General features: G+C 61.1%; 11 protein-coding genes and 1 tRNA gene. All 12 read left to right on the plus strand.

Annotation, left to right across the window (positions count from 1 at the left end; genetic code table 11):
• Positions 1-34 precede the first annotated feature (34 nt).
• The gene (locus AC1RQ9_RS01065) at positions 35-388 is read left to right on the plus strand and encodes a hypothetical protein (RefSeq protein ID WP_485985250.1); all 354 of its coding nucleotides are present in this window, start codon (positions 35-37) and stop codon (positions 386-388) included.
• A gap of 68 nt (positions 389-456) precedes the next feature.
• Positions 457-532: transfer RNA gene (locus AC1RQ9_RS01070), tRNA-Glu, on the plus strand.
• A gap of 1,042 nt (positions 533-1,574) precedes the next feature.
• Entirely contained in the window at positions 1,575-2,654 is a 1,080-nt protein-coding gene (locus tag AC1RQ9_RS01075; protein WP_193733591.1) for a glycosyl hydrolase family 8, read from the plus strand.
• Positions 2,651-3,688: an endoglucanase gene (locus AC1RQ9_RS01080; RefSeq protein ID WP_485985251.1), complete on the plus strand. Its 1,038-nt coding sequence runs from the start codon at positions 2,651-2,653 to the stop codon at positions 3,686-3,688. Before AC1RQ9_RS01075 ends, AC1RQ9_RS01080 begins: the two co-directional genes overlap by 4 nt.
• 188 nt (positions 3,689-3,876) lie before the next feature.
• A complete protein-coding gene (gene bcsA / locus AC1RQ9_RS01085) occupies positions 3,877-6,114 on the plus strand; it encodes a UDP-forming cellulose synthase catalytic subunit (RefSeq protein WP_485985252.1) in 2,238 nt (745 codons plus the stop codon).
• Positions 6,101-8,533 carry a cellulose biosynthesis cyclic di-GMP-binding regulatory protein BcsB gene (locus AC1RQ9_RS01090; protein WP_485985253.1) on the plus strand — a complete coding sequence of 811 codons (2,433 nt, stop codon included), beginning with the start codon at positions 6,101-6,103 and terminating at the stop codon, positions 8,531-8,533. Before bcsA ends, AC1RQ9_RS01090 begins: the two co-directional genes overlap by 14 nt.
• Positions 8,534-8,535: 2 nt before the next feature.
• On the plus strand, positions 8,536-12,525 hold the full coding sequence (locus AC1RQ9_RS01095) for a cellulose synthase subunit BcsC-related outer membrane protein (RefSeq protein ID WP_485985254.1): 3,990 nt from the start codon (positions 8,536-8,538) through the stop codon (positions 12,523-12,525).
• Complete coding sequence (gene bcsD, locus AC1RQ9_RS01100) at positions 12,525-12,995, plus strand: cellulose biosynthesis protein BcsD (protein WP_485985255.1); 471 nt, start codon at positions 12,525-12,527, stop codon at positions 12,993-12,995. The genes AC1RQ9_RS01095 and bcsD overlap by 1 nt, the downstream gene beginning before the upstream one ends.
• A gap of 222 nt (positions 12,996-13,217) precedes the next feature.
• Positions 13,218-15,422 carry a beta-glucosidase gene (locus tag AC1RQ9_RS01105; protein ID WP_485985256.1) on the plus strand — a complete coding sequence of 735 codons (2,205 nt, stop codon included), beginning with the start codon at positions 13,218-13,220 and terminating at the stop codon, positions 15,420-15,422.
• Positions 15,419-16,108, plus strand: coding sequence for a hypothetical protein (locus AC1RQ9_RS01110; RefSeq protein ID WP_485985257.1), 690 nt, complete (start codon positions 15,419-15,421; stop codon positions 16,106-16,108). The genes AC1RQ9_RS01105 and AC1RQ9_RS01110 overlap by 4 nt, the downstream gene beginning before the upstream one ends.
• Positions 16,109-16,184: 76 nt before the next feature.
• Positions 16,185-16,643 carry a cupin domain-containing protein gene (locus AC1RQ9_RS01115; protein WP_485985258.1) on the plus strand — a complete coding sequence of 153 codons (459 nt, stop codon included), beginning with the start codon at positions 16,185-16,187 and terminating at the stop codon, positions 16,641-16,643.
• Positions 16,640-17,269, plus strand: a complete 630-nt coding sequence (locus AC1RQ9_RS01120; RefSeq protein WP_485985259.1) for an NUDIX hydrolase — start codon at positions 16,640-16,642, stop codon at positions 17,267-17,269. The genes AC1RQ9_RS01115 and AC1RQ9_RS01120 overlap by 4 nt, the downstream gene beginning before the upstream one ends.
• Positions 17,270-17,295: the final 26 nt, after the last annotated feature.

The raw sequence follows: 17,295 nt of genomic DNA on the forward strand, positions 1-17,295 counted from the left end.
GGAAAAAACGGTATTCGGGAACGGAAAGCACATAATGGAAAAACAGGGATCGCGCGCGCTGCTTGCGGCGGTGATCGGCATGGGAATCCTTCTGTTCATCGGTTCGCTGGCGCTGGTTGGCGTGCTGGTGCACCGCATGATGCACCCGGTGGCTACTGCGGCGACCGCGGTGGCCGGGGCGGTGACAGCCCCGCCGGTTATCGCGGGCGCGGACGTGTCGGGGGATCTGGTGATGGATGAAGCGCCGGGCACGCATGTACAGGCTGTGACGGCCCGGCCGGATGGACTGCTGGCGGTGGTGCTGGCCGGTGGGGGGCCGGATCGTGTGGTGGTGTGGGATCCGTCCGGTCGGCGTATTGTGGCCCGGCTGGTCCTTGGGCGGCCCTGATGGGACGGGGCCGCAATTCTTTCCTTGCATCCCCACGGGTGATCGCATAGAACGCGGCACCGGCCTTTGTCCCGTTCGTCTAGAGGCCTAGGACACCGCCCTCTCACGGCGGCAACACGGGTTCGAATCCCGTACGGGACGCCAGATATCCTGCCACAGTTTCCTGTGGTTGCTGGCCAGATATCATCATTTCCCTGAATTACGGTCATGTCACGGGTCATCAGTGCTGTTGCGTGGGCTGCACGAATTCCGGGCCATGCCTGATATGATGACAATCATCAATTAATGACCGGCATGAAGTGTCCGATCCGTGGCTGGCGCAGCCTGCGCGTGATGACTCTTCATGCAATGACGACCGCTTGCATCAATGGCATTCGTCACTGATCCGGATATGTAGGCGCCTGTCATCCGACGGCACGCAACTGGACGGTCATCATGCACGGCGACCTGGATTTTCCGGTCGGGCGGATGCATCTGTCGATCATGAAATGATACTGGATCTGTACGTGTGTGCCGGGCATGAAGGGCGGTAATCCCGTGCCCGCCGGAACGGCTCGGGGGTTTCCTGCCGTTCGTGCATATACATAAAGACGATGGACTTTATCCATCCCCCATGGTCGCCGAAGAAAAAAACCGTCGCGAGGCGGCTTCTTCATATAGTGCGTAATATTTTTAAATAGTTATTTTCACTGAAGAGCGATCAATCTATGGCATGGCAATGTTTTTCATATTAATATATAATAAAGGCATCTTATATCGATTCCTATACGATTTGCATGAAAAGCATTGATTCAGGTCAAGTCGTCCTGAAATTTAAAAATATTTTCCATCTTTTAATTTCCGGAAGGATGGCAGCATATTGGCACTGGTCATTTTCCATATTTCTCTTTTGATTTTTGCAGGAATAATCAACGGGATTTTGGGGGTGCTTGCGGACCTGACGTGATAAAAATGCAACTTCCCCCCCCTTCCAGTCCGTAAGGACGCTGGTGGCTGTTTCGCCACCGGGAGGTAAGACGGTATGCTCCCTTTCCGTAACAAAGTCTGTCGCGTGATGGCGGTGTCCGGCTTGCAGGATGGGGGAGTTTGCGACTAAGGCGTCATTGGGTGTGGCCGGGTATGGGATTGAGTACCAGTTCCCGCCTGTGGCTGCATCGGTTCGGATTTCTGAAGTGTATGGTGATCAATGCTGTTGGATTTTATGAAGCTGCAGAAACATGTATCCGGGATGGGGCGTCGGTCCTTTCTGTCCGTCATGGCGGCAGCAGGCAGCATTCCGCTTGTTTCTACGGCTGAAGCGGGGGATGGCACGCAGGTGAGCCAGCAGTGGGCCATTTTCCGCAGCAAGTATTTCCACCCTGATGGCCGTATCATTGACACGGGCAACAGTGGCGAATCCCACAGTGAAGGGCAGGGCTACGGCATGCTTTTCGCCGCCACTGCCGGTGACCAGACGGCGTTCGAGGCGATGTGGGTATGGGCGCGCACCAATCTCCAGCACAAGACCGATGCCCTGTTTTCCTGGCGTTACCTGGAGGGACATAACCCTCCGGTCGCGGACAAGAACAACGCCACCGATGGCGATCTGCTGATCGCGCTTGGCCTGGCGCGGGCCGGCAAGCTTTGGAAACGGGCTGACTATATTCAGGATGCTATGGCCATCTATGCCGATGTGCTGAAGCTCATGACCATGAAGGTCGGTCCTTATGAGGTGCTGTTGCCCGGGGCGACCGGATTCGTCACCAAGGAAACGGTTACCCTCAACCTGTCCTATTACGTCATGCCTTCGCTCATGCAGGCGTTTGAGCTGTCGGCCGATGCCCGGTGGCAGACCGTAATGGAAAACGGGCTGCGCATTATTGCACAGGGCCGATTCGGTGAATGGAAGCTTCCGCCGGACTGGCTGTCGATCAATCGGCAGACCGGCGCTTTTTCAATTGCGAAGGGCTGGCCGCCACGTTTCTCCTATGATGCGATTCGTGTGCCGCTCTACCTGTACTGGGCGCATATGTTGTCGCCGGACCTGCTGGCGGATTTTACCCGTTTCTGGAACCATTTTGGCGCATCGGCGCTGCCGGGTTGGGTGGACCTGACAAATGGTTCACGATCGCCCTATAATGCGCCCCCTGGCTATCTGGCCGTTGCGTCGTGTTCGGGTCTGGCATCGGCAGGGGGGCTGCCCACGCTGGATCACGCGCCGGATTATTATTCCGCAGCACTTACATTGCTGGTTTATATCGCCCGTGCCGAGGGAGGTGGGATGTGAGTTCAGCCGATAATGAAGCAGCAGGAGCGCAGGCCCCTCGCCCGAATGTGGACATGGACAATCCACAGGATGTGGCCCGTATGCTTACGGCTGGCTACGGTCTGAGCGGGAAGGGGTTTCACTACCATTCCTTCCGCTCGGTCGTGCGGGATATGCCCGCCATGGAAGGCCCGGAAGAGCCTGTCCATGAAGATGCGCACGATACGCATGCCTACGCTGAAGATCATTATGCCGAACCGGAACAGTATGTCCCTGCCGCTGAGCCGGAACCTGTGGCGCCGCCAGTCGTAGCGTCTCCCCCGCCCGCGCCGCCTCCGCCGCCAGTGGCGCCGGAAGTCGTGCACGCACCCCAACCGCTCGTGGCCGAGACGGTTGCGCCATCACCCGCGCCCGCACCGCCCCCGCCGCCCGTCGTGCCGGAAGTCGTGCACACGCCTCAGCCTTCCGTGGCTGAAACTGTTGCACCTCCTCCATCGCCGGAAACCGTGGTGCGTCCCGCGCCGCAGCCGAAACCCGTTGCTCCGACAGCGGATGTGGTGCAGTCGGGTGGGCAGGAACGACGTGGCCTGCCGCCGTTTACCGAAGCGCCTGCCACCCCCGTGTCGCCACGTCCGGCAACGGCGCGGTCTGCGCCCTTCACGGTTGAAGCGCCTGAACCGGTGGTCGCCGCGACAGATGAGTGGGCCCCGGTACCCAAGGCGCAGCAGCGTCGTGGACAACGCCCGACAGGGCCTGGATTCTTCTTCGCCAAGGCAGGTGACCGGACCCAGATGGCCCGGTTGTTCCAATCCCCCCCGGTGCCGACATCACCGCCTGTTCCCAAACCTGTTTCCAAGGTGACCACGATGACCAAACTAGACAAGAATACATGGAGCAAGAGCGCGGGACGGCCGTCGGCCCCGACGGACAACTCCCCGACCCTGACGGAAGTTTTCATGACGCTTGGCGGCCGGGCCACGGATCGTCTGATCCCCAAGCCCAGTTTGCGTGAAGCCCTACTGCGTAAGCGCGAAGAAGAAAACGGGGAATCCTGAACCCGGTCTGGCGGGCTGGACATTGTGGCAGGCCAGCCCGCGACGGGTAAAAGGAAGGGAATGACCCCACGTATGACCCGCAGGCCACGCGGGCCGAAAGGCGACATGACGGACCAGATGCGTCTGACGGTTTTCTTTTGAACGTAACTATCTGTTTTATCAGTATTTATTAATCGGACGAGTTATTGATGTCAGAGGTTCAGTCGTCAGCGCCTGCGGAAAGTTGGTTCGGCCGATTTTCCAACAAGATACTGTCACTGCGCGGTGCCAGCTACATAGTTGGGGCTGTAGGGCTTTTTGCCCTGCTGGCCGCCACTATAGTCACGCTGTCGATATATGAACAGTTGATTGTGGCATTAATATGTGTCGCGGTATTTTTCATTGTCGGCCGGCGTAAAAGCCGTCGCACGCAGGTCTTTCTCGAAGTGCTTTCAGCACTGGTATCATTGCGATACCTGACATGGCGTCTGACTGAAACGCTGGACTTTGACACGTGGATCCAGGGCCTGCTGGGTGTCACGCTGCTGCTGGCGGAACTGTACGCGCTGTACATGCTGTTCCTCAGCTATTTCCAGACTATTTCCCCCCTGCATCGTGCGCCGCTTCCCCTTTCGCCCAATCCGGATGACTGGCCGACGGTCGATATCTTTGTCCCGACATATGACGAGAGCCTGAGCATCGTGCGCCTGACGGTGCTGGCAGCGCTTGGCATTGACTGGCCACCCGAGAAGGTGAACGTCTATATCCTGGATGATGGCAAACGTGAGGAATTCGGCCGTTTTGCCGAGGAATGTGGCGCCCGTTACATCACCCGTCCAGATAATACGCATTACAAGGCCGGTAACCTAAACCACGCTATTAAGCGTACGACAGGCGATTTCATCCTCATCCTTGACTGTGACCATATCCCGACGCGTGCATTCCTGCAGATCGCGATGGGCTGGATGGTTGAGGATCCGAAGATCGCCCTGATGCAGACCCCGCATCACTTCTATTCTCCTGATCCGTTCCAGCGTAACCTGGCCGTGGGGTATCGCACCCCGCCGGAAGGTAACCTGTTCTATGGTGTCATTCAGGACGGTAACGACTTCTGGGATGCGACCTTCTTCTGCGGTTCGTGCGCCATCCTGCGCCGCAAGGCGATTGAGGAAATTGGCGGCTTCGCAACGGAAACCGTGACGGAAGATGCCCATACCGCGCTGCGCATGCAGCGCAAGGGATGGTCAACCGCCTACCTGCGCATTCCCCTGGCCAGTGGCCTCGCGACTGAACGCCTTGTCACACATATCGGTCAGCGTATGCGCTGGGCCCGTGGCATGATCCAGATCTTCCGTGTTGATAACCCGATGCTGGGGCCGGGACTGAAGCTGGGGCAGCGGTTGTGCTACCTGTCGGCCATGACGTCGTTCTTCTTCGCCATTCCCCGCGTCATCTTCCTTGCGTCCCCACTGGCCTTCCTGTTCTTCAGCCAGAACATCATCGCCGCGTCGCCACTGGCGGTGCTGGCCTACGCCATTCCGCATATGTTCCATTCCATTGCGACGGCGGCGAAGGTCAACAAGGGCTGGCGTTATTCGTTCTGGAGTGAAGTGTACGAAACCGTCATGGCGCTGTTCCTGGTGCGTGTGACGATCGTGACGATGATATTCCCCTCCAAGGGCAAGTTCAACGTGACGGAAAAAGGCGGTGTTCTGGAAAACGAGACATTCGATCTTGACGCCACCTATCCGAACATCATCTTCGCCGTCATCATGGCCATTGGCCTGTTGCGCGGGATATATGCACTGATTTTCCAGCATCTGGACATCATTGCGGAACGTGCTTACGCGCTGAACTGCATCTGGTCGGTGATCAGCCTGATCATCCTGCTGGCTGCCATCGCCGTGGGGCGTGAAACCAAGCAGATCCGACACAGCCACCGTATCGAAGCCCATATTCCCGTTACGGTTTATGATTACGAAGGCAATTCAAGCCACGGCATTACCGAGGACGTGTCCATGGGTGGTGTGGCGATCCATATGCCCTGGCGCGATGTGACGCCGGATCAGCCCGTACAGGTTGTGGTGCATGCGATACTGGAGGGCGAGGAAGTCAATCTGCCGGCCACCATGATCCGCAGCACCAATGGCAAGGCCGTGTTTACATGGTCGATCAATAACATTCAGGTTGAGGCAGCTGTGGTCCGGTTCGTGTTCGGACGTGCTGATGCCTGGCTGCAGTGGAATAATTATGAGGATGACCGGCCGTTACGAAGCCTGTGGAGTCTGATCCTCAGCATCAAGGCACTGTTCCGCAAGAAGGGTCAGATGATTACCCATAGTCGTCCCAAGAAAAAACCAATTGCACTGCCGGTTGAGCGTCGGGAGCCAACAACCAGTCAGGGTGGTCAGAAACAGGAAGGAAAGATCAGTCGTGCGGCCTCGTGATATGAAAATGGTGTCCCTGATCGCGCTGCTGGTCTTTGCAACGGGAGCACAGGCTGCCCCGATTGCATCCAAAGCGCCAGCCCCCCAGCCGGCGGGCAATGATCTGCCTCCGTTGCCTGCCGCCGCGCCTGCAGCGCAGCCCCAGACGCAGGCGGGAAATAATGCCGCCCCTGGCGCTGCTGCTGCCACCGCTCCGGCAGCGGACGCGGCCAGCAACGCGGATGCGATACTGGACAACGCCGAAAATGCGGCCGGTGCCGGTTCCGATGTCGCGACCGTTCACACCTATTCCCTGAAGGAACTGGGTGCGGCAAGTGCATTGACCATGCGGGGTGCGGCACCGCTGCAGGGCCTGCAGTTCGGTATCCCGGCGGACCAGTTGGTCACGTCGGCCCGTCTGGTGGTGTCGGGTGCGATGTCGCCCAACCTGCAGCCTGACAATAGTGCAGTCACGATCACACTGAATGAACAGTATATCGGTACGCTGCGTCCCGATCCGTCGCACCCCGCGTTTGGTCCGCTGTCATTTGACGTCAATCCCATCTTTTTTGTTAGCGGCAACCGCCTGAATTTCAGCTTTGCCTCTGGATCGAAGGGATGCGCGGACCCGGCCAACGGGCTGCAGTGGGCCAGCGTGTCCGAACATTCGCAACTGCAGATCACAACCATTCCGCTTCCCCCCCGGCGCCAGTTGGCCCGACTGCCCCAGCCTTTCTTTGACAAGACTGTAAGGCAGAAAGTGGTCATTCCGTTCGTTCTTGCACAGACATTTGATCCCGAGGTGCTCAAGGCCTCCGGCATCATTGCGTCATGGTTCGGGCAGCAGACCGACTATCGCGGGGTCAATTTCCCCGTCTTCTCCACCATTCCCCAGACAGGCAACGCCATCGTGGTCGGTGTGGCGGATGAACTGCCTTCCGCACTGGGGCGGCCTGCGGTCAGCGGGCCGACCCTGATGGAAGTCGCCAATCCGTCCGATCCAAATGGCACGCTGCTGCTGGTGACGGGGCGTGACCGCGATGAAGTCATTACGGCCAGCAAGGGGATCGGTTTCGGTTCCAGCGCCCTGCCGGTCGCCAGCCGCATGGACGTGGCGCCGATCGATGTGGCGCCCCGTGTCGCGAATGATGCGCCATCCTTCATTCCCACCACCCGTCCGGTCAGGCTGGGTGAACTGGTGCCTGTCAGCGCATTGCAGGGGGAGGGCTATACGCCAGGCGTCCTGTCGGTTCCCTTCCGCGTGTCTCCCGATCTGTATACGTGGCGTGACCGGCCGTACAAGCTGAATGTGCGTTTCCGTGCGCCGGATGGCCCGATCCTCGATGTCGCACGTTCCCATCTGGATGTCGGTATCAACAACACCTACCTGCAGTCCTATTCACTGCGGGAGCAGAGTTCCGCTGTCGATCAGCTTCTGCGCCGTGTTGGTGTTGGCACCCAGAACGCGGGCGTGGAACAGCATACGCTGACCATTCCGCCGTGGATGGTGTTTGGTCAGGATCAGCTTCAGTTCTACTTTGACGCAGCGCCGCTGACGCAACCTGGCTGTCGCCCCGGGCCAAGCTTGATCCACATGTCGGTTGACCCGGATTCAACCATCGACCTGTCCAACGCCTACCATATCACGCGCATGCCCAACCTGGCCTACATGGCCAGCGCGGGGTATCCGTTCACCACCTATGCCGATCTGTCGCGTTCGGCCGTGGTGCTGCCGGATCATCCCAATGGCACGGTGGTCAGCGCCTATCTCGACCTTATGGGTTTCATGGGGGCGACGACCTGGTATCCCGTATCGGGTGTCGATATCGTTTCGGCCGATCATGTAAGCGACGTGGCGGACCGGAACCTGATCGTCCTGTCCACCCTGTCGAACAGTGGGGAAGTCTCCTCGCTGCTGTCCAACTCAGCTTACCAGATTTCGGACGGGCGACTGCACATGGGGCTGCGTTCCACCCTCAGCGGGGTGTGGAACATCTTCCAGGATCCGATGTCGGTCATCAGCAGCACGCATCCGACCGAGGTCGAAACGGCCCTGACCGGTGGCGTCGGCGCAATGGTGGAAGCGGAATCCCCGCTGGCGTCCGGACGCACGGTGCTGGCCCTGCTGTCGGGTGACGGGCAGGGGCTGGATAACCTGGTCCAGATCCTGGGTCAGCGTAAGAATCAGGCAAAAGTGCAAGGTGACCTTGTGCTGGCGCATGGCGACGAACTGACATCCTACCGCAGTTCACCGCTTTATACGGTTGGCACGTTGCCGATGTGGCTCATGCCTGACTGGTATATGCACAATCATCCGATCCGCGTGGTTGTGGTCGGCCTGTTCGGCTGTCTGCTGGTGGTTGCTGTCCTGGTGCGTGCACTGTTCCGCCACGCGATGTACCGTCGCCGGCAGCTGCAGGAAGAAAGGCAGAAATCGTGATCATGAGTAGACGATACGTCTTTTCACTTTCTGCCGGCCTGCTTGCCAGCAGTTGCATGGGGGTGATGGTGGCTGTGCCGGTAGCCCGTGCACAGCAGGCATCAACGGCCATGACGGGGGCGCAGGCCTCTGGCGGGACGGCCGCGCCGCGGCAGATCCTGCTGCAGCAGGCACGCTTCTGGTTGCAGCAGCAGCAGTATGACAATGCCCGGCAGGCATTGCAGAACGCGCAGCGGATCGCCCCCGACTCGCCCGATGTGCTGGAGGTTCAGGGTGAATACCAGACGGCCATTGGTAACCGTGAAGCCGCAGCCGATACCCTGCGTCACCTGCAGCAGGTCGCGCCAAACAGCGCGGCGTCGAACAGCCTGACTGATCTGCTGCATGAGCGGTCAATCTCGACGTCTGACCTGTCGCAGGTACGTTCCCTTGCCGCTTCAGGCCATAACGCGCAGGCCGTGGCCGGGTACCAGAAGCTGTTCAATGGTGGAAAGCCACCCCATTCGCTGGCGGTGGAATATTACCAGACAATGGCTGGCGTGCCCGCTGACTGGGATCAGGCACGGGCGGGACTGGCCAGCGTTGTGGCGGCCAACCCGCAGGATTATCGCGCCCAGCTCGCCTTCGCGCAGGCACTGACCTATAATACCCCGACCCGTATGGAAGGTCTGGCGCGACTGAAGGACCTGCAGGGTTTCCGGTCCCAGGCCCCGGTTGAAGCCGCGGCGGCAACCCAGTCCTATCGACAGACACTGAGCTGGCTGCCGGTCACGGCTGAGACGCAACCGCTCATGCAGCAGTGGCTGGCGGCGCATCCCGATGACACGGCGCTGAAAGAACACATGCTTCACCCCCCTGGTGGTCCGCCGGACAAGGCGGGCCTTGCACGCCAGGCAGGTTACCAGCAGCTGAATGCCGGTCGTCTTTCCGCAGCCGAGCAGTCTTTCCAGTCCGCACTGCAGATCAATTCGCATGATGCGGATTCGCTGGGCGGCATGGGCCTGGTCAGCATGCGTCAGGGCGATGCGGCCGAAGCGCGTCGCTATTTCCAGGAAGCGATGGCCGCCGATCCCAAGACGGCTGACCGCTGGCGTCCCGCGCTGGCCGGTATGGAAGTCAGCGGCGACTATGCCGCCGTGCGCCAGATGATTGCGGCGCATCAGTATACCGAAGCCAAGCAGCGCCTGACGTCACTGGCACGTCAGCCGGGGCAGTTTACTGGCGCTACGCTGATGCTGGCGGACCTGCAGCGCACGACCGGGCAGATCGATGCGTCCGAACAGTCATATCGTTCCGTTCTGGCCCGTGACCCCAACAGCCAGCTGGCCCTGATGGGGCTGGCGCGCGTGGACATGGCGCAGGGCAATACGGCGGAAGCCCGCCAGCTGCTGTCACGCGTCGGACCGCAATATGCCGAGCAGGTGGGTGAGATCGAGGTGACGGGCCTGATGGCCGCCGCCTCACACACATCGGACTCGGCACGCAAGGTGTCTATCCTGCGTGAAGCCATGACGCAGGCGCCACGCGATCCGTGGGTGCGCATCAACCTTGCCAATGCCCTGCAGCAGCAGGGTGACGTGGCGGAAGCCGGCCGTGTCATGCAGCCGATCCTGGCCAATCCGGTTACGGCGCAGGATCGTCAGGCAGGCATCCTGTATACTTATGGTGCCGGCAACGATGCGGCGACCCGTCGCCTGCTGTCCGGCCTGTCGCCAGAGGACTATTCCCCGGCCATCCGTTCCATCGCCACTGAAATGGAGATCAAGGAAGACCTGGCCAGCCGCCTGTCGATGGTGGCCAACCCGGTGCCCCTGATCCGCGAAGCCCTGTCCCCGCCTGACCCGACGGGTGCGCGAGGCGTGGCCGTGGCCGACCTGTTCCGTCAGCGTGGTGACATGCTCCATGCCCGCATGGCGCTGCGTATCGCCTCGACACGCACGATCGACCTGTCGCCGGACCAGCGTCTGGCCTATGCCACCGAATATATGAAGATCAGCAACCCGGTTGCCGCCGCCCGCCTGCTTGCGCCCCTGGGCGATGGCAGCGGGAGCGGCACGGGCAATGCCCTGCCGCCAGAACAGCAGCAGACCCTGCAGCAGTTGCGCATGGGTATTTCCGTGGCCCAGTCCGACCTGCTGAACCAGCGTGGCGATCAGGCACAGGCATATGATCAGCTGGCCCCCGCGCTGCGGGCGGATCCGGAGGCGACTTCGCCCAAACTGGCGCTGGCGCGTCTGTATAATGGTGAAGGCAAGGCAGGCAAGGCGCTGGAAATCGACCTTGCGGTGCTGCGCCACAATCCACAGGATCTTGATGCCCGGCAGGCTGCGGTGCAGGCTGCGGTCAATAGCGGCCGCAAGAGCCTGGCGACCCGCCTGGCGATGGATGGCGTGCAGGAAAGCCCGATGGATGCCCGTGCGTGGCTGAGCATGGCCGTGGCCGATCAGGCGGACGGGCATGGCCATAGGACCATTGCGGACCTGCGCCGGGCCTACGACCTGCGCCTGCAGCAGGTTGAAGGGTCCCGCATGGCGGCGGGTACCGGTGCTGCTGGTGCCGAACAGGATGCGCTTGCGCCGCCTTCCAGCAATCCCTTCCGCCACCATGGCTATGGTCGGCAGACGGAACTGGGCGCGCCGGTCACCGGTGGGTCCTACAGCATGGAAGCGACCTCGCCCGAGGCATCGGACCAGATGCTGTCCTCCATTTCCGGGCAGATCAACACGCTGCGTGAAAACCTTGCCCCGTCCATTGACGGTGGCCTCGGGTTCCGGTCGCGTTCGGGCGAACATGGTCTGGGCCGCCTGACGGAAGCCAATATCCCCATCGTCGGTCGTCTGCCGCTGCAGGCGGGTGAGTCCAGCCTGACCTTCTCGATCACGCCAACCATGATCTGGTCGGGTGATCTTGATAGTGGTTCGGTCTATGACGTGCCCCGGTTTGGCACCGACATGGCGACACAGGGGTGGAACCAGTACGTCAATTACATGAACCGCAACAATCAGGGTTCCACCAGCCGTTACAAGTCCCAGCTTGTGAAGGGTGGAGAAGGCGAAGCCGGTTTCGCGCCTGATGTCCAGTTCGGCAACAGCTGGGTGCGGGCCGACGTTGGTGCGTCACCGATCGGCTTCCCCATCACCAATGTGCTGGGCGGGGTCGAGTTCTCGCCACGTGTCGGGCCGGTGACATTCCGCGTCAGCGCCGAACGCCGTTCGATCACCAACAGCGTCCTGTCCTATGGCGGCATGCGTGATCCGAACTACTATTCCGCCATCGGGCGCTATGCCCGCAGCCTGTACGGCAAGGAACTGGCCTCGCAGTGGAGCCAGGAATGGGGTGGCGTCGTTACCAACCATTTCCATGGTCAGGTCGAGGCAACGCTGGGCAATACCATCGTGTATGGTGGCGGTGGCTATGCGATCCAGACCGGCAAGAACGTACGGCGCAACAGCGAGCGTGAAGCCGGCATCGGCGTCAATACGCTGGTGTGGCATAACGCCAACATGCTGGTGCGGATCGGTGTCAGCCTGACCTACTTCGGTTATGGGAACAACCAGGATTTCTATACCTACGGGCAGGGCGGCTACTTCTCGCCACAGTCCTATTACGCGGCCACCGTTCCGATCCGTTATGCCGGTCAGCACAAGCGGCTTGACTGGGACGTGAATGCCTCCGTGGGCTATCAGGTCTTCCACGAACATTCGTCGCCGTTCTTCCCCACATCTCCGCTGCTTCAGTCGGGTGCGCAGTATGTGGCTAATAATTACGTGACGAATGCGACAAGCTCTGATTATCTCTCACAGGAAACGGTAAATAGCGCCTATTATCCCGGGGACAGTGTTGCTAGTCTCACGGGTGGCTTTAATGCTAGGGTAGGGTATCGATTTACCCACAATCTTCGTCTTGATCTGTCGGGGCGCTGGCAGAAGGCCGGTAACTGGACTGAAAGCGGCGCCATGATTTCCGCACACTATCTTATTATGGACCAGTAATGACAACTTTCAACGCAAAACCGGACTTCTCGCTTTTTCTGCAGGCCCTGTCATGGGAAATTGACGATCAGGCCGGGATCGAGGTCAGGAATGACCTGTTGCGGGAGGTCGGCCGCGGAATGGCTGGTCGCCTGCAGCCGCCCCTGTGCAACACCATCCACCAGTTGCAGATTGAACTGAATGCCCTGCTGGGCATGATCAACTGGGGCTATGTGAAGCTGGAACTGCTGGCGGAAGAGCAGGCCATGCGCATCGTGCATGAAGACCTGCCGCAGGTCGGCAGCGCGGGTGAGCCGTCGGGCACATGGCTGGCCCCGGTGCTGGAAGGTCTGTATGGCCGCTGGATTACGTCGCAGCCCGGTGCGTTCGGTGATTATGTTGTCAGCCGTGACATTGATGCGGAAGACCTGAACTCCGTCCCGACCCAGACCGTCATCCTGTATATGCGCACCCGCAGCAACAGCAACTGACCTGAACTGCCCGGCCGTTTTTGCCGATAACCCCGCCCGCAGGCATGTACATGACCTGCTGGTGGGGTTTTTTTACACCTGTTGCCCTGATTTCCAGCCCCACATTGCGCCAGATCATGCGGATTGGGGATAGAGTGTTTCAGTAATATTGTCGTAGCAGGCAGATGGGACCATCTGGCCCGCGTCTCTGCTACCCCGAATTATCAAGGAGGAGCCTGCCGCATGAAACTGTCCCGCAAGATATTCCTGCTGTCTGCCGTGGCGTGTGGCATGATGGTGGCGCATGGTGCCGCGCATGCCCACGCCGCGAAGGGTCCGACCGATCCGGCGGATGAAAGGGCGCGGCAGGTGCTCGCGCATATGAGCGTGCAAGACAAGATGTCCCTGCTGTTCAGTGTGGATGGTGGCGGGTTCAATGGCAGTGTTGCCCCTCCGGGTGGGCTTGGCTCGGCGGCCTATCTGCGCGCGCCCGCGGGGTCGGGCCTGCCTGACCTGCAGATTTCCGATGCGGGGCTTGGTATCCGTAACCCCGCGCATATCCGTAAGGATGGTGTGGCGGTTTCCCTGCCATCGGGCCTGTCCACCGCCAGTTCGTGGGATATGGGCATGGCGCGCGAAGCCGGGGCGATGATTGGTCGCGAAGCATGGCAAAGTGGCTTCAACGTCCTGCTGGGCGGTGGGGCAGACCTGACCCGTGATCCGCGCGGTGGCCGCAATTTCGAATATGCGGGCGAGGATCCGCTACAGACCGGTCTCATGGTCGGCAGCACCATTGCGGGCGTGCAGTCACAGCATGTGATCTCCACCCTCAAGCATTACGCGATGAATGACCTTGAGACATCGCGCATGACCATGAGTGCCGATATCGACCCCGTTGCCATGCGCGAAAGCGACCTGCTGGGGTTCGAGATCGCGATGGAAACCGGCCATCCCGGTTCTGTCATGTGTTCGTATAACCGCGTCAATGACCTGTATGCGTGCGAAAACCCGTACCTGTTGACCAAGACGCTGAAGCAGGACTGGCATTATCCCGGCTTCGTCATGTCCGACTGGGGTGCGACCCATTCTTCGGCCCGTTCGGCGCTGGCGGGACTGGATCAGGAATCCGCTGGTGATCATACGGATGCACGTCCCTATTTCCAGACGCTGCTGGCGGCGGATGTGAAAGCGGGCCGGGTGCCGCAGTCCCGTATTGACGACATGGCGCAGCGTATTGTCCGCTCCCTGTTCGCACAGGGGCTGGTTGATCATCCGCCCGTGCGTGCGCCGCTGGATGTGGTGACCGATACCCTTGTCGCCCAGCGTGACGAGGAAGAAGGCGCGGTCCTGCTGCGTAACGAGGGCAATGTCCTGCCGCTTGCCCCCACGGCCCGCATTGCGGTCATTGGTGGCCATGCGGATGTGGGTGTGATTTCGGGTGGTGGTTCCAGCCAGGTCGATCCCATCGGGGGCGAGGTGGTCAAGGGACCGGGCAAGAAGGACTGGCCGGGTGATCCGGTGTATTTCCCGTCTTCCCCGCTCAGGGCCATGCGGGCCGAGGCCCCGGCCGCCCATATCACCTATGATCCGGGCACGAATATCGCGGCTGCCGTCCGTGCCGCCCGCGCGGCCGACGTGGCCGTCGTGTATGCAACGCAGTTCACCTTTGAGGGGATGGACGCGCCGAACATGCACCTTGACGCCAATGCGGATGCCCTGATCGCTGCCGTCGCCGCCGCCAACCCGCGCACTGTCGTGGTCATGGAAACCGGCGACCCGGTGCTGATGCCATGGAACAGCAGTGTTGCGGGCGTGCTGGAGGCATGGTTCCCCGGTTCCGCCGGTGGCACCGCCATCGCCCGGCTGCTGTTTGGCAAGGTCGCGCCATCCGGCCATCTGACCATGACCTTCCCGCAGGCTGAATCCCAGCTGGCCCATCCCGACATTGCGGGGGTGAACGCAAACAATGTGTTTGAGATGCAGTTCCATACCGATCAGGAACTGGTTTACGACGAAGGCAGCGATGTCGGTTACCGCTGGTTCGACCGCAATCACCTCAAGCCGCTCTATCCGTTCGGCCATGGCCTGACCTACACCACCTTCGCGACTGATGGGCTGGCAGCAGGCTATCACCACAAGCAGCTGATGGTGACGTTCAACGTGCGCAATACCGGCACGCGTCCCGGCGTGGACGTGCCGCAGGTCTATGTCGGCCTGCCCGACGGGGGCGCGCGCAGGCTGGCGGGCTGGCAGCGCGTGAAGCTGGCGCCGGGCGAAAGCCGCCAGGTCTCGGTGCAGGTCGATCCGCGCCTGCTTGCCCATTTTGATGGCAAGCATGACCGGTGGGACATACCTTCGGGCCGGTTCCGGGTCTGGCTGGGTCATTCGGCCGTGGATGACAGCCAGCAGGTGAGCGTGCATCTGTCTGGCCGCACGCTGGCGCCGTGAGGCGACGCACCATTGGCAGGGGCCGGTTTCTGGCGGCGGTAATCGTGGGGGCAGGCCTGTTCAATGCCAGTTCCGCCCGGGCGGATGGCCTGTCCTGGCCCGATACTCCGTCCGGGCGCGCGCATCTGCTGACAGTCGTGCAGGCACTGGAAAAGATGCTGCGGACCCATGCCAGCGCCACGGTGGCGCTGGAGGGCTGGTGCGCCAGCCACCATATGGCCGACCGGCCCGTGGTGGTGGCGCAGAAGGCGGCCCTGCCGCAGCCTGACCCGGTGCCCGCGCAGGTGCGGGCCGATCTGGGCATAAATGCCACGCAAACCGTGCGGCACCGGCGCGTCCGGCTGACCTGTGGCACGCATGTGCTTTCGGTTGCGGATAACTGGTATGTGCCTGATCTGCTGACGCCGGAAATGAACGCCACGCTGGAGCATACGGACACAGCCTTTGGCCATGTCGTGGCGCCGCTGCATTTCACCCGTGAGCGGCTGCAGCTTGCCCCGTTATGGACGCCGTGGCCCGGCCCATTGTCCGGAACGGCCAGCGGGCGGGTCGTGGCGCCGTCCAGCATCATGCAACAGCGCGCGGTGCTGCGCGACGGGCAGGGGCGCCCCTTCAGCGAGGTGATGGAAACCTACACGGACCAGACCCTCGATTTCACGCCGTCACCGGATAGCGGGCAGCGGTAGGGCATTCTGTCATTTGCGGTCTGGTGGCAGGGGCGCTACGCCGGGGCATGAAATCATGACCGGAGCCAGAACCACCATGACAGATCTGCGTAACCCCGGCACGCCTGCCGCAACCGTGCGGCAACTGCTGGGCCTGCAACCCCACCCCGAAGGCGGCAGCTACCGCGAAATCTGGCGTGACATGCCCGCTGATGGTCCGCGTGGCGCGGTCTCGACCATCACGTTTCTGCTGGCGGCAGGGGAACGTTCGCACTGGCACCGGGTTGATGCAGCGGAAATCTGGTGCTGGCAGGGCGGTAGTCCGCTGCTGCTTGAAATCGCGGCGGGGCAGGGCGCGCCTGTCGAGCGGATCGTGCTGGGGCCGCTGCCCACGCAGGGGCAGGTGCTGCAGGCGGTGGTGCCACCAGGCGCATGGCAGGCGGCGGTCAGTCAGGGGGCGTGGAGCCTCATGGGCTGTCAGGTCGCGCCCGCTTTTGTCTTCAGCCAGTTTGAACTGGCGCCGCCCGGCTGGTCACCTGAAGGAGAAAATGCATGACAACCCCGCAATGGCTGGTCTGGGCCCGTGACCTGCAGGCGCTGGCGCAAAGTGGCCTGACCTATGCCGAAAGCCCGTTCGATCGTGAACGTTATGAAAGCATACGGCAGATCGCGGCCGACATGATGGCGGCAGGCAGCAACGCCGACATGGAACGCGTGCTGGACCTGTTCAGCCAGCAGGACGGTTATGCCACGCCAAAAATCGTGGTGCGGGCCGCCGTGTTTGATGATCGCCAGCGTATCCTGCTGGTGCGCGAGGTGCTGGACCATGACCGCTGGACCCTGCCTGGCGGCTGGGCGGATGTGAACCTCAGCCCGGTGGAAAACACGGTCAAGGAAGTGCGCGAGGAAAGCGGATATGATGTCCGTGTGACCAGGCTTGCCGCCGTATGGGATCGTGACCGGCAGGGCCATCCGGCTGCACCGTTTTCATGCCACACGCTGTATTTCATATGCGCACTGACTGGCGGACAGGCGCAGACCAGTGTCGAAACATCTGAAATCGGCTGGTTCGGCCCCGATGAAATCCCCACGGACCTGTCCATGGGCCGGGTTCTGCCCCATCAGATCGCGCGCATGTTCGATCATGTCCGCGATCCGTCCCTGCCGACGGATTTTGATTGAAAGAATGACCCGGAGCTAAGCAATGA

The organism is Komagataeibacter ossonobensis (assembly GCF_057359305.1).

What these genes read in the sequence shown, in the direction of transcription:
- AC1RQ9_RS01105 (WP_485985256.1), top strand. Translation starts at nt 13,218, where the DNA reads ATGAAACTGTCCCGCAAGATATTCCTGCTGTCTGCCGTGGCGTGTGGC.
- bcsA (WP_485985252.1), top strand. Translation starts at nt 3,877, where the DNA reads ATGTCAGAGGTTCAGTCGTCAGCGCCTGCGGAAAGTTGGTTCGGCCGA.
- AC1RQ9_RS01095 (WP_485985254.1), top strand. Translation starts at nt 8,536, where the DNA reads ATGAGTAGACGATACGTCTTTTCACTTTCTGCCGGCCTGCTTGCCAGC.
- bcsD (WP_485985255.1), top strand. Translation starts at nt 12,525, where the DNA reads ATGACAACTTTCAACGCAAAACCGGACTTCTCGCTTTTTCTGCAGGCC.
- AC1RQ9_RS01065 (WP_485985250.1), top strand. Translation starts at nt 35, where the DNA reads ATGGAAAAACAGGGATCGCGCGCGCTGCTTGCGGCGGTGATCGGCATG.
- AC1RQ9_RS01120 (WP_485985259.1), top strand. Translation starts at nt 16,640, where the DNA reads ATGACAACCCCGCAATGGCTGGTCTGGGCCCGTGACCTGCAGGCGCTG.
- AC1RQ9_RS01075 (WP_193733591.1), top strand. Translation starts at nt 1,575, where the DNA reads ATGCTGTTGGATTTTATGAAGCTGCAGAAACATGTATCCGGGATGGGG.
- AC1RQ9_RS01115 (WP_485985258.1), top strand. Translation starts at nt 16,185, where the DNA reads ATGACAGATCTGCGTAACCCCGGCACGCCTGCCGCAACCGTGCGGCAA.